This window comes from Terracoccus luteus (assembly GCF_003635045.1).
Classification (GTDB): Bacteria; Actinomycetota; Actinomycetes; order Actinomycetales; family Dermatophilaceae; genus Terracoccus; species Terracoccus luteus.
Window position 1 is genome coordinate 3,938,652 of record NZ_RBXT01000001.1, and the last position, 12,274, is coordinate 3,950,925.

Genomic DNA, 12,274 nt, shown 5'->3' on the forward strand with positions numbered 1-12,274 from the left:
CGCCGGTGACCCGCACGTACTCCGGCCTGCCGCGGTGGGTCTTCGTCCCGGCCCTGCTCGGGGCGGTCTTCGTCGTGCTCCCGCTCGTGGCCATGACGACGCGGGTCGACTGGTCGCAGTTCGGCGCGCTCGTCACCTCCGACAGCTCGGTGGCGGCGCTCGAGCTGAGCCTGCGCACGTCGGCCGCCTCCACGGCGCTGTGCCTCGTGCTCGGCATTCCGCTCGCCCTCGTCCTCGCCCGCACGAGCTTCCGCGGGCAACGGGCCCTGCGGTCGCTGCTGCTGCTCCCACTCGTGCTGCCGCCCGTCGTCGGTGGCATCGCACTGCTCTACACCTTCGGCCGTCGCGGCCTGCTCGGCGAGTCGCTCGACCTCCTCGGCATCCGCATCGCCTTCTCGACGACGGCCGTCGTGCTGGCCCAGACCTTCGTCGCGCTGCCCTTCCTCGTCGTCAGCCTCGAGGGCACGCTGCGTGCGGTCGGCCAGCGGTACGAGGTCGTCGCCGCCACCCTCGGGGCCCGCCCCACGACAGTGCTGACGCGGGTGACGGTGCCGCTCGTGCTCCCCGGGCTGCTGTCGGGCGCGGTGCTGTCGTTCGCCCGTGCGCTGGGGGAGTTCGGCGCCACGCTGACCTTCGCCGGCAGCCTGCAGGGCGTCACCCGCACGCTGCCGCTGGAGATCTACCTCCAGCGCGAGACCGACGCCGACGCCGCCGTCGCCCTCTCGCTCGTGCTCGTCGTCGTCGCCGTGCTCGTCGTCGCCCTCGCGCAGGGCCGGGGGCGGCAGTGGGGCTGACCATGAGCGCGGTCGTGGCCGCTCGCGGCCTCGACGTCACCCTCGAGGTCGCCGCCGGGGAGCGGGTGGCCGTGCTCGGCCCCAACGGGGCGGGCAAGTCGACGCTGCTCGCCGTCCTCGCGGGGGTGGTCCGACCGGATGCCGGTGAGGCCGTCCTCGACGACCGTGTCCTCTACCGCCAGGGGGGACCAGACACCCGGTGGGTGCCGCCCCATGCCCGCGGCATCGCCCTGCTGGCCCAGGACCCGCTGCTCTTCCCGCACCTCACCGCCCTCGACAACGTCGCCTTCGGCCCGCGCTCGGCCGGCGCCCGCACCCGGGCCGCGCGTGAGGAGGCGCGGCGGTGGCTCACCGAGGTCGAGGCGAGCGAGCTCGCCGACCGTCGGCCGGCCCAGCTCTCCGGAGGTCAGCAGCAGCGGGTCGCCGTGGCCCGGGCCCTCGCCGCCCGCCCCCGGCTGCTGCTGCTCGACGAGCCGATGGCGGCCCTCGACGTGGCCGCCGCCCCGATGCTGCGTCGCGTGCTGGCCCGGGTGCTCGCCGACCGCGCCGCGGTCATCGTCACCCACGACCTGCTCGACGCCGTGCTCCTGTCGACCCGGGTCGTCGTCGTCGACCACGGCCGCGTCGTCGAGTCGGGCCCCACGGCCGAGGTCGTCGCCCGGCCGCGCACCCCGTTCACGGCACGCCTCGCCGGGCTCGACCTCGTGCGCGGCGTCGCCGTCGACGGCACCCACCTGCGCGACGGGGCCGGGCGGCTCGTCGAGGGGACCCCGAGCGGCGACCTCGTCGCCGGCGCCCCGGCCCTCGCCGTCTTCAGCCCGACGGCCGTCGCCGTCCACGTCGCGGCGCCGAGCGGCAGCCCCCGCAACACGTTCGCCGCCACCGTCGTCGAGCTCGAGCCGCGCGACGCCCAGGTGCGGGTGCGGGCCCACGACGCGCACGACGGGGTGCTGCTCGCCGACGTCACCGCCGGCTCCGTCGGCGAGCTCGACCTGCACCCCGGCCGCGAGGTGCACCTCGCGGTCAAGGCCACGGCCGTCACCCTCTACCCGGCCTGAGCCGCCCGACCGAGGCCGAGGCAGCCGAAAGCACGGGCCTCGCGCACCGGTGTGATGCCAGACGGGCGTCCGCGCTCCTGTGTGATGCCAGACGCGGCCCATGTGCCGCGTCCGGCATCACCGACGCCGGTCGACACCGCGGTCGGCATCACCCGGGTCCGGGTCAGGTGACGTTGAACGCCTTCGCCAGCCGGGTGACGCGCCGCAGCACGAACCGGTCGAGCAGCAGCACGACGAGCAGGGACGCCCCGAAGACCGGCAGGAACAGACCCAGCGCGACGACACCGACGGCGAGCAGCGGCGAGGCCGCGACCGGCATCCGGCCCCGGGGGGCGCCGACGGAGCCGCCCCCCCGCGGGCGGCGGCGCCACCACATGAGCGGGCCGGTCACGCACGACACGACCACCGCGACGCAGAAGGCTGCCGTCAGCCAGAAGTTGAGCGTGCCGAACCGCCTGCCCTCGTGCACCGAGATGCCCTGCGCGACGACCTTGGCCAGCGCCGGGTAGTCGTCGTAGCCGTAGCTGCTCACCACCTGCCCGCCGTACCGGTCGACGTGCACGGTGCGCTCGGCCGCCGGGTCGTGGAAGGCGTAGCCGATGGCCGAGTACACGCCGCCGTCGTCGGCGGGCAGGGCCACCGTCAGCGGGTGCGCGAGCCCCTCACGGTCGGCGACCTCGACGGCGGTGTCGAGGTTCGCGACGCTCTCCTCGTCGCCGGCGGCGCGTGGGGTCGACCGGGGCACCCCGCTCTTCTCCTGGCCCCACGGCACGGCGTGGTGGCTGTGTGGCAGCGACTCGTCGAGGGTCGAGGCCGGGTTCGACAGCGCGCCGGGGTCCTCCGCCCACATCGAGCTGCTGTTGTCGGTCGCGACCTTCTGCACCGCGCCGCCCCAGACCTCGGTCCACGGCAGGCCGGTGACGAGCAGGGCCATGAGCCCCACGCCGACGACGGCCCCGACGCGGGCGTGCGTCCTGCGCAGCCGCGCCGACCGCGCGTGCCGCTCGCGCTGACGCCGCCGGGCCCGCCGACCGCGCACGAAGAGGTAGTAGCCCGTGATCGTCATGACGATCGCCCAGCTGGCGCCGAGCTCCATGACGGTCTCGCCGACCCGCCCGGCCATGAGGTCGGCGTGCAGCCTGACGGCCGTCCCGCTGATGGTCCCGTCGGGGTCGAGCGAGCCCAGCACGTCGAGCGTGTACGGGTCGACGAAGACGTCGCGGGTGGCGCCGTCGGCGGTCGTCACCGTGAACCGGCTGCTCTCGTCGGGGGCCGAGGGCTCCGTGTACGACACGACGGTCGCGCCCGGGTCGGCCTTCTGCACCATCTCGAGCTGAGTCTCGGCGGGCTGGGTCAGCTGGCCGGCGACGTGCTCGACGCGCATGAGGTCGCCGTGCACGAGCGGCTCGATCTGGAAGCGGAAGAGGTAGACCAGCCCCGTCACGGCGAGCACGAGCAGCACGGGCACGACGACGACGGCGCCGTAGAAGTGCCAGCGCCAGAACGCGCGGAAGAGGCCGGATGCCGGTCGGCCCGGTCGGTCGGACCGGCCCGGTCGGTCGGACCGGTGCGGTCGGTCTGGCCGGCCGGGACGGTCGGGTCGTGGCGAGGTGCCTTCGGGGGTGGGCGGGTCGGTGCGGTGGGCGCGGTGGTTGCGGTCGGTGCGGTCGGGGGACGGGGTGGGACCAGGGCGTGCGGGGTCGTCGACGACGGACATGCGGGGGTTCTCCTCGGGCATGACGGAAGGGGGCAGCGACCGCCGGACGGGCGGGCTGCGTGGGTGTCAGACGCTGAGGAGGCGAGGGGGCCCGCGGCGGGCGGGCGAGGGGGAGCACCAGACGTCGTGGGGACGTCGTCGAGCGGGTGGGGCGCTGGTCGCGCGGGCGGGCGCACCGGCATCCGCCGAGAGGACGCCGGCGAGCAGGGCGGCCGCGGCGGCGACGCGCTCGAGCGCCCCGGCGACGTGACCGACGGCGACCGCGAGCAGGCGGGAGGTGAGCCGCCACGAGCGCTCGGCCGCGGCGAGCAGGCTGCCGACGGCGACCGCCGCGAGGACGTGGGCGAGCAGCATCACGGGTGAGGGCAGCAGGCCGGCCACGCCGACCGCTGCCTCGGAGCCGTGGCCGGCGTGCTGGCCGGTGGTGGCCGATGAGAGGGCGGAGGCGTCCGCCCCGTGGGCGTGCCCCCCGGTTACGGAGGTCGTGGCCGGGCCGCCGACGAGGGCGGCGAGCGAGTGCACGACGTGGCCGCCGACCTGCAGCAGCGCGAGCAGGGTGACCGTGCGCCCCGTCGTCGGCTCGTGGCGCACGAACGGCAGCGCGAGCCCGGCCAGCACGAGCGTCGCGACGACTGCGCTCGTGGCCGAGACGAGGTGCCCGCCGCCGACGGCGTGGGCGACCGTGGCCGCCCCGGACGCGACGAGGGCCAGGACGAGGGCCCGCGCTGACTGGGCCGACCGGGTCGGCTGGTCCGACCGGTCCGACGGCGCCGGCCGTGCCGCCGGAACTCGCGAGCCCCCGGGTGCCCGGGGCACGTCGGGGCTCGGCGCGGGCGGCATGCCCACAAGGGTAGACGGCGTGGCGGGCGACCCGTGCGGTTGACTGAGGCCATGGACTTCTGGAGCGCCTACCGCCACGGTTTCGCCCGGGTGGCCGCCTGCACGGTGCCCGTCGCACCGGCCGACCCCGAGCGCAACGCCGACACCGTGCTGGCGCGGGTCCGCGAGCTGCACGACCAGGGCGTCGCCCTCGCCGTCTTCCCCGAGCTGGGGCTGACCGGCTACGCGATCGACGACCTGCTGCTGCAGGACCCCTTGCTCGACGCGGTCGACGACGCCATCGCCCGCCTCTGCGAGACGACGGCCGACCTGCGCCCGGTCGTCGTCGTGGGGGCGCCGATCGCCCGCGGCAACCGGGTCTACAACTGCGCGGTCGTCATCCAGGGCGGCGGCATCGTCGGTGTCGTCCCGAAGTCGAACCTGCCCACCTACCGCGAGTTCTACGAGCGGCGGCACTTCGCGTCCGGCGACGACCAGCGCGGGCTCGACGTCGAGGTCGCCGGGCAGTGGGTGCCGTTCGGGCCCGACCTGCTCTTCCGGGCCGTCGACGTGCCGGGGTTCGTGCTCCACGTCGAGGTCTGCGAGGACCTGTGGGTGCCCATCCCGCCGAGCGCCGAGGCGGCGCTCGCCGGGGCGACGGTGCAGGCCAACCTGTCCGGCTCACCCATCACGGTCTCGCGCGCCGACGACCGCCACCTGCTGTGTCGCAGTGCCTCGGCCCGGCACGTCTCGGCCTACCTGTACGCCGCCGCCGGCGAGGGCGAGAGCTCGACCGACCTGTCGTGGGACGGGCAGACGATGGTCTACGAGAACGGCGTCCTGCTCGCCGAGACCGAGCGCTTCCCCGATGGCCCGCGCGACTCGGTCGCCGACGTCGACCTCGACGCCCTCCGTCAGGAGCGGGCGCGGCAGGGCACCTTCGACGACAACCGCCGCACCCACGAGGCGCGCACCCGGCAGTTCCGCACCGTCGACCTCACCCTCGACCCGCCGACCGACGACATCGGCCTGCTGCGCAAGGTCGACCGCTTCCCGTTCGTGCCCGACGACGCCGACCGGCTCGCCCTCGACTGCTACGAGGCGTACAACATCCAGGTCTCGGGCCTGATCCAGCGGCTGCGGGCCATCGGTCAGCCGAAGATCGTCATCGGCGTCAGCGGCGGGCTCGACAGCACCCACGCCCTCATCGTCGCCGCCAAGGCGATGGACCGGCTCGACCGGCCGCGCACCGACATCATCGCCCTGACGATGCCGGGCTTCGCGACGAGCGAGCACACGAAGGCCAACGCCGTGGCGCTCATGGAGTCGATCGGCGTCACGTGGGAGGAGCTCGACATCCGCCCCGCCGCGACGTCGATGCTCGAGGCGATGGGTCACCCGTTCGGTCGCGGCGAGGAGGTGTACGACGTGACCTTCGAGAACGTCCAGGCCGGCCTGCGCACCGACTACCTCTTCCGCATCGCCAACCAGCGTGGCGGCATCGTGCTCGGCACGGGCGACCTCAGCGAGCTGGCCCTCGGCTGGTGCACCTACGGTGTCGGCGACCAGATGTCGCACTACGGCGTCAACGCCGGCGTGCCGAAGACGCTCATGCAGCACCTCATCCGCTGGGTCGTCTCGTCGGGCCAGTTCGAGGAGCACGTCGGCGAGACCCTCACGTCCGTGCTCGACACGGAGATCAGCCCCGAGCTCGTGCCGGCCAAGGCGGGGGAGCGACCACAGAGCACGCAGGCCAAGATCGGCCCGTACTCGCTGCAGGACTTCACGCTCTACCACGTGCTGCGCCGCGGCTACCGGCCGTCGAAGATCGCCTTCCTCGCGCACCACGCGTGGAGCGACGTGGATGCCGGTGAGTGGCCTCCCGGGTACCCCGCCGACGAGCGGGTGGCTTACGACCTCGCCGAGATCCGCCGCTGGATGGTGCTCTTCCTCACCCGGTTCTTCGCCAACCAGTTCAAGCGGTCAGCCCTGCCGAACGGTCCCAAGGTCGTCGCGGGAGGGTCGCTCTCGCCCCGCGGCGACTGGCGGATGCCGTCGGACGCCGCGGCCACGACGTGGCTCGACGAGCTCGAGGCCAACGTGCCGGAGTCGGGGTCCCGGCGGCGCTGACTGGCGGTCCCCGGGTCCCCGGGCTCGCCACGTCACTGCTCACCCGGAGTGAGCAGTGACGTGGCGCCGGGGTGGGTGGTGTGGCCGAGCCCGTCAGTACCCGCGGTCGGCGGTGATGGCCTCACGCAGCAGCTGCAGGAGCGCCTCGAGCTGCAGGGTGTCCTCGCTCGTGACCTCGACGTCGCTGCCGTCGAGGGCACGCGCGGCCAGGCCCTGCTTGCTGTCGATGAGCTCGCTGATCTTGGAGTCGATGGTGCCGGCGGCGAGGATCCGCCACGCCGTCACCGGCTCGTCCTGACCGATGCGGTGCACGCGGTCGATGGCCTGCTGCTGCTCGGCAGCGGTCCACGACAGCTCGGCGAGCACGACGTTCGAGGCGGCGTGCAGGTTCAGGCCGACCCCGGCGGCGGTGAGCGAGCAGACGGCCACGGCCACGTCGGCATCCTGCTGGAAGGCGTCGATGGCCTCCTGCCGCTGGCGCCCGGTCTGCTCGCCACGAACCGAGACGGTGCGCAGGCCGGCGTCGGCGAGGACCCGCTCGGCGGTGTCCATGACGTCGATGTGCTTGGCGAAGAAGACGACCTTGCCGACCGAGTGCGAGAGCTGGGCGGCGTAGTCGGCGGCGAGGTTGGCCTTCGCCTGGCCGATCTTTCGCACGAGCGTGAAGACGTTGTCGCCCGTCTTCGCGGCGGTGGCCCGCAGCTCGCCCGCGGCCACGCGGCGCATGACGGCGGCGTCGGGCTCGCCGTCGGTCTCGTGGCCCTCGCCGGCGTCGATGAGGGCGCGGTACTTCTGCAGCAGACGCTTGCCGAGCAGGGTCTCCGCCTGGCGCACCGAGCGGGCGGCGTCGTCGTCGAGCTGCACCGGGATGTCCGCGACGCGCTTGTCGGGCAGGTCCTTGGCGACGTCGACCTTGCGGCGGCGCACCATGCCCATCCCGACGACGACCTTGCGGGCCTCGCGGTAGAAGCCGCGGTCGGCCGGGGTCATCCCGGTCTCCTCGAGTCGGCGCACGATCTCCGAGCCGGGCTTGTCGCCCTTGACCCAGCCGAGGAAGCGCCAGATCGCATGGAAGTCCTTGACGTCGTTGATGAGCGGCGTGCCGGTGAGGGCCATGAGCAGCGGGTCGCCGCCCGGCGTCAGCTCGCGCATGCGGTCGGCGAGCGCGAGCACCTGCTGCGAGCGCTGCGACTTGAGGTTCTTGATGAAGTGGGCCTCGTCGACGACCATCGAGCGCAGCCCGAGGCTCGAGAGCCACGAGAAGTGACGGTCGAGGATCTCGTAGTTGACGACGAAGACGTCCGCGAACGCGTCGACGTCGAGGCCGTCACCCTGGATGACGGCGACGCGACGCTGCGGGGTCCAGCGCTCGACCTCGCGGGCCCAGTTGATCTTCACGACGTTCGGCACCACGGCGAGCATGGGGTAGGCGTCGGCGACCGAGGCCGCCAGCACCGACTGCGCCGTCTTGCCGAGGCCTGGCTCGTCGGCGAGCAGGAAGGTGCGGTGGCCGGCGCGGACCTCCTCGAGCAGGCGCGACTGGTGCGCCATGAGGTGCAGCCCGGGCGGCGAGATGCGGTCGAGCTTCGGGGCCGGGGGCAGCGGCATCGAGGCCGCCTCGCCGCCGGCGCCCTCCTCGAAGGCGCGGTAGAGCGGGTCCATGAGGTCCCAGCCGGCGAGGCGGCCGGGCTGGTGCTCGGGGCGCAGGGCGCGCTCGATGTCGGGCGGCAGGAACGGGTTGGCCATGACGCGGGCCTTGACCGAGCGGGGCATGACGGCGCGGTCGGCGCGCTCGGCCACCCCGGCCGGGACGAGCGGGGCCGGGCGCGAGGGCGCCTGGATGACGAGCTCCTCCGGGCTCAGCTGGGCCCCCGACTCGAGCAGCCAGTCGAGGCGCAGCTGCTGCGCGGCCGGCCCGGGCGTCGTCGCCTCGAGCAGGTTGAGCAGGCTCGTGTCGCGCGACGCGACCTGGGCGAGGATCGTGGCGATGCCGTCGAGGCGCTTGAGCAGCTCGGCCCGGGTCGCACCGGCGATCTCGGGATCGGCCTTGATGCGGGAGCGCTCGGAGCGCACGAGCAGGGCGATGACCTGGAACTTCGTGCGGTTCGCCGGGCTCATCTTGCCCTTGCCCATCTTGGCCTCCACCTCGCGCACACGGCGGGCGAGGATGGGGATGATGGGCGCCGGGTCGTCAGGGCGCGCGACGACGGTGCGGGCACCCGACCGGCCGGTGGGCCGACGACGGACGTTGGACGACATGCTCCTCCTGGAGACGAGGTGGTGACCTCGAGCCGCTGTCCTCGCGGCGGCACCGGACCGGTGCCGGGCGACGGCCCGACGGAGAGCGAGCTGAGAACGTGCGCGCGTCGCCCCTGTGGGCGACGTCCCCCGGCGACGGTTGCGCCGCGGCTGGACGCACGCCGGGCGTGAGCTCTTCTGTCGCCGAGTCTAGCGGATGCCGGTCGGCGCGCCGCGCGATCACCGACCTCGGCGTGGGCGCACGCCGAAGGCCCACCAGCACGGGGTGCGGGCGGGCCGTCGGGAGGGTGGGGCTCAGGTGGTCTGGGCGCCCGAGCCGCTCTGGGCGGGGTCCTGACCGGGCAGGCCGTTCTGCAGGTCGGGCAGCTGGCTGCCGTCCTGTCGGCCGCCCTGGCCGCCGAACTGCTGGCTGCCCTGGCCGCCGAACTGCAGGCTGCCCTGGCCGCCGAACTGCTGGGCGCCGTTCTGCTGCGTGCCCTGCTGGCCGCGCTGCCCGAGACCGGTGCCGGGCTGGAAGGTGCCGCGGCCGCCGCCGAAGCCCCCGGCATCCCGGGTCGTGCTGCCCGACGGGAGGGCGGCCGCGGCGCCGATGGCTCCCGCCGAGGTCAGGACGAGCGCGAGGCCGGCGGTGACGGCGGTCTTCCTGGCGCTCCACCGCGGGCCGGTCGCGGCGTCGGGCGGGCCGGCGGCATGGGTGACGGTGGGGGTGACGGCGTACGTGTAGGTCGTCGTCGGCGCGATGGTGGGGGCGGGGGCGCCGGGGTCGAAGGTCGGCAGCTCGCGCGCCGCCGTCGGTCCCTGCTCGTCGGTCTCGTGGCTCATGGTCCGACGGTCGCGCCGGCGACTGTGGCGGCGCTGTGCGAGGGGGATGGACGTGCTGGGGATCCCGGGCGCCCCCGGCCGGGCGAGTCGACGCCGACGATCGGCGACAGAGGATGCACAGGAAGTGCACAGGGACATACTGGTGACGACACAGTCCCCACAGGTCAACTGGTGAGCATGAACGAGAAGAAGGCCGCCGCCCGCCTGCAACGCCTCGACGGGTCGCCCGTCCGCGTGCTCGTCGTCGACGACGAGCCGAACCTCACCGAGCTGCTGGGCATGGCCCTGCGGTACGAGGGGTGGGAGGTGCGCGCCGCCGGCACCGGCATGGAGGCCGTGCGGGCCGCGCGCGAGTTCGACCCCGACGCGGTCGTGCTCGACATGATGCTCCCCGACTTCGACGGCATGGAGGTGCTGCGTCGCATGCGCGCCGACAACGCGAGCGTGCCGGTGCTCTTCCTCACCGCGAAGGATGCCGTGGAGGACCGGGTCTCCGGTCTCACCGCGGGTGGCGACGACTACGTGACCAAGCCCTTCTCGCTCGAGGAGGTCGTGGCCCGCGTGCGCGCCCTCATGCGTCGCACCACCGTGGCCATCAGTGCCAGCGACTCGACGCTCGTCGTCGGTGACCTCACCCTCGACGAGGACAGCCACGAGGTGCGTCGGGCGGGGGCCGAGATCCACCTGACCGCAACGGAGTTCGAGCTGCTGCGCTACCTCATGCGCAACCCCAAGCGGGTGCTGTCGAAGGCGCAGATCCTCGACCGCGTCTGGAACTACGACTTCGGCGGCCAGGCCAACGTCGTCGAGCTGTACATCTCCTACCTGCGCAAGAAGATCGACGCCGGTCGGGACCCGATGATCCACACCATGCGAGGTGCCGGGTATGTCCTCAAGCCCGCGGTCTGAGCAGGTCGAGAACCCGGCCGAGCCCGCCGACACCACTGACACCGACGGACCCGCTGACCCCGACGGACCCGCTGACCCCGACGGCCACTACGGTCCGCCCGAGCGCGCCGACCTGCCGGTCGCCGACCCCGACGACGAGCGACCCGTCGTGCCGTCGGGCCCGGCCGACGACGTGCGTGGGCCCGCCTCGGCGCCCTCCGCATCCTCCGTGTCCCCCTCACCCTCCGGGCAGGGGGAGCCGGCCGAGCCGGACCTCCCGTCCCCGCCCGCCCTCGCGTGGCGCGAGCGCGTCCGACCGTGGTCGGCCTGGACGCTGCGGGCCAAGCTCGTGGCCTCGATGCTCGCCCTCTTCTCGGTGCTCAGCCTCGCGACGGGCGCCTTCACCGTCGTCGCGCTCGACCGGCAGCTGACGAGCCAGGTCGACGACCAGCTGCGTGCGTCGCTGAGCCAGTACGTGCAGGGCAAGCCCATCCGCATCCCGAGCACCGGCTCCGACGACAACGGCCCTCGCGGGCCTGGCGACGAGGGCCTCGTCGCCGTCTTCCCGGCCAGCGGCCTCCAGGTCTTCGGCACCGCGTCGAGCGACCAGCGCTCGACCGACCTCACTGCGGCCCAGCTGACCCAGCTGTCCCGGGCCGGCCTCGGCCCGCGCCCGACGACCCTCACGGTCTCGGGCCTCGGCACGTACCGCCTCGTCGCCACCCAGGGGGTGTCGCAGGACTACAACTCGGTCGCCGTCACCCTCGTCGTCGGCCTGCCCATCGACCAGCAGCAGCGCACGGTGCAGCGCATGGTCGTCATCGCCATCGGCACCGCGCTCGCCGGCATCACCCTCGTGGCCCTCGTCGGCACGTGGATCGTGCGGCGCAACCTCGAGCCGCTGCGCCGCGTGGCCGGTACCGCCACCCGCGTCTCGCAGCTGCCCCTCGACTCCGGCCAGGTGGCGCTCGCCGAGCGCGTCGACCCCGCCGACACCGACACCCGCACCGAGGTCGGCCAGGTCGGCGCCGCCTTCAACGAGATGCTCGTCCACGTCGACAGCGCGCTCAACGCCCGACACCAGAGCGAGCAGCGGGTGCGCCAGTTCGTCGCCGACGCCTCGCACGAGCTGCGCACGCCGCTCGCCTCGATCAAGGGCTACGCCGAGCTGTCGCGACGCGAGCCGGAGCCGGTACCCGGGTCGGTCTCGCACGCGATGGGCCGCATCGAGTCGGAGGCCAACCGGATGAGCTCGCTCGTCGAGGACCTCCTGCTGCTCGCCCGGCTCGACGCCGGCCGCCCCCTCGACCACACGACCGTCGACCTGTCGATGCTCGTCATCAACGCCGTCAGCGACGCCCACGCGGCTGCCCCCGACCACCGGTGGGGTCTCGACCTCCCGCCCGAGCCGGTCGAGGTGCAGGGTGACCCCGCCCGCCTGCACCAGATCGTGGCCAACCTGCTCGGCAACGCCCGGACGCACACCCCCCGCCACACGGTGGTGACGACGGCGGTCCGGACCGAGGGCGACTGGGTGCGTATCTCCGTCCACGACAACGGCCCGGGAGTGCCGGAGTCGTTGCAACAGAACGTGTTCGAGCGCTTCGCCCGTGGAGACGACGCCCGCAACCGGGCCGGCGGCAGCACCGGACTCGGCCTGTCCATCGTCACCGCGGTGGCCAAGGCCCACGGCGGTCGGGTCGAGCTCGACAGCCGCCCCGGGGACACGACGTTCTCGGTGCTGCTGCCACTCACCACCGCCCCCCAGCACTGACCTAGGAACGGCA

The 12,274-nt window shown here is 73.9% G+C and carries 9 protein-coding genes and 1 pseudogene; 6 read left to right on the forward strand and 4 right to left on the reverse strand.

Annotated elements, in window-relative coordinates; translation table 11 throughout:
- Window positions 1-5: 5 nt before the first annotated feature.
- The 3 genes and pseudogenes from DFJ68_RS17685 to DFJ68_RS19120 all read left to right on the forward strand — a co-directional run bounded on the left by DFJ68_RS17685 (window position 6) and on the right by DFJ68_RS19120 (window position 1,852).
- A complete protein-coding gene (locus DFJ68_RS17685) occupies window positions 6-794 on the forward strand; it encodes an ABC transporter permease (protein WP_245963731.1) in 789 nt (262 codons plus the stop codon).
- Window positions 795-850: 56 nt separating this feature from the next.
- Window positions 851-1,216 (forward strand): annotated as a pseudogene (locus tag DFJ68_RS19115) (ATP-binding cassette domain-containing protein); the annotation flags it as partial.
- An 84-nt stretch (window positions 1,217-1,300) separates the two neighbouring features.
- Window positions 1,301-1,852 carry a TOBE domain-containing protein gene (locus tag DFJ68_RS19120; protein WP_420823675.1) on the forward strand — a complete coding sequence of 184 codons (552 nt, stop codon included), beginning with the start codon at window positions 1,301-1,303 and terminating at the stop codon, window positions 1,850-1,852.
- Between the two features lie 163 nt (window positions 1,853-2,015).
- On the opposite strand, the gene DFJ68_RS17695 is transcribed toward DFJ68_RS19120, so the two are convergent.
- Window positions 2,016-3,569, reverse strand: a complete 1,554-nt coding sequence (locus DFJ68_RS17695; RefSeq protein ID WP_121035505.1) for a PepSY-associated TM helix domain-containing protein — start codon at window positions 3,567-3,569, stop codon at window positions 2,016-2,018.
- A gap of 66 nt (window positions 3,570-3,635) precedes the next feature.
- The gene (locus DFJ68_RS18395; protein ID WP_170165821.1) at window positions 3,636-4,409 is read right to left on the reverse strand and encodes a hypothetical protein; all 774 of its coding nucleotides are present in this window, start codon (window positions 4,407-4,409) and stop codon (window positions 3,636-3,638) included.
- A gap of 51 nt (window positions 4,410-4,460) precedes the next feature.
- Here DFJ68_RS18395 and DFJ68_RS17705 point away from each other — a divergent pair, with 51 nt between their 5' ends.
- Window positions 4,461-6,518, forward strand: a complete 2,058-nt coding sequence (locus tag DFJ68_RS17705; protein ID WP_121034867.1) for an NAD(+) synthase — start codon at window positions 4,461-4,463, stop codon at window positions 6,516-6,518.
- Between the two features lie 93 nt (window positions 6,519-6,611).
- On the opposite strand, the gene DFJ68_RS17710 is transcribed toward DFJ68_RS17705, so the two are convergent.
- Together DFJ68_RS17710 and DFJ68_RS17715 are read right to left on the reverse strand one after the other, a co-directional pair.
- Complete coding sequence (locus DFJ68_RS17710) at window positions 6,612-8,777, reverse strand: DEAD/DEAH box helicase (protein ID WP_121034868.1); 2,166 nt, start codon at window positions 8,775-8,777, stop codon at window positions 6,612-6,614.
- Window positions 8,778-9,071: 294 nt separating this feature from the next.
- Window positions 9,072-9,599, reverse strand: a complete 528-nt coding sequence (locus tag DFJ68_RS17715; protein WP_121034869.1) for a hypothetical protein — start codon at window positions 9,597-9,599, stop codon at window positions 9,072-9,074.
- 177 nt (window positions 9,600-9,776) lie between these two features.
- Between DFJ68_RS17715 and DFJ68_RS17720 the strand changes: the two genes are divergently transcribed.
- Together DFJ68_RS17720 and DFJ68_RS17725 are read left to right on the forward strand one after the other, a co-directional pair.
- Window positions 9,777-10,508 (forward strand): response regulator transcription factor, encoded by a 732-nt coding sequence (locus tag DFJ68_RS17720; protein ID WP_121035506.1) that lies wholly within the window; start codon window positions 9,777-9,779, stop codon window positions 10,506-10,508.
- On the forward strand, window positions 10,486-12,261 hold the full coding sequence (locus tag DFJ68_RS17725) for a sensor histidine kinase (RefSeq protein ID WP_245963732.1): 1,776 nt from the start codon (window positions 10,486-10,488) through the stop codon (window positions 12,259-12,261). The genes DFJ68_RS17720 and DFJ68_RS17725 overlap by 23 nt, the downstream gene beginning before the upstream one ends.
- The last annotated feature ends 13 nt before the right edge of the window (window positions 12,262-12,274 follow it).

What these genes read in the sequence shown, in the direction of transcription:
- DFJ68_RS19120 (WP_420823675.1), top strand. Translation starts at nt 1,301, where the DNA reads ATGCTGCGTCGCGTGCTGGCCCGGGTGCTCGCCGACCGCGCCGCGGTC.
- DFJ68_RS17695 (WP_121035505.1), bottom strand. Translation starts at nt 3,569, where the DNA reads ATGTCCGTCGTCGACGACCCCGCACGCCCTGGTCCCACCCCGTCCCCC.
- DFJ68_RS18395 (WP_170165821.1), bottom strand. Translation starts at nt 4,409, where the DNA reads ATGCCGCCCGCGCCGAGCCCCGACGTGCCCCGGGCACCCGGGGGCTCG.
- DFJ68_RS17705 (WP_121034867.1), top strand. Translation starts at nt 4,461, where the DNA reads ATGGACTTCTGGAGCGCCTACCGCCACGGTTTCGCCCGGGTGGCCGCC.
- DFJ68_RS17710 (WP_121034868.1), bottom strand. Translation starts at nt 8,777, where the DNA reads ATGTCGTCCAACGTCCGTCGTCGGCCCACCGGCCGGTCGGGTGCCCGC.
- DFJ68_RS17715 (WP_121034869.1), bottom strand. Translation starts at nt 9,599, where the DNA reads ATGAGCCACGAGACCGACGAGCAGGGACCGACGGCGGCGCGCGAGCTG.
- DFJ68_RS17720 (WP_121035506.1), top strand. Translation starts at nt 9,777, where the DNA reads ATGAACGAGAAGAAGGCCGCCGCCCGCCTGCAACGCCTCGACGGGTCG.
- DFJ68_RS17725 (WP_245963732.1), top strand. Translation starts at nt 10,486, where the DNA reads ATGTCCTCAAGCCCGCGGTCTGAGCAGGTCGAGAACCCGGCCGAGCCC.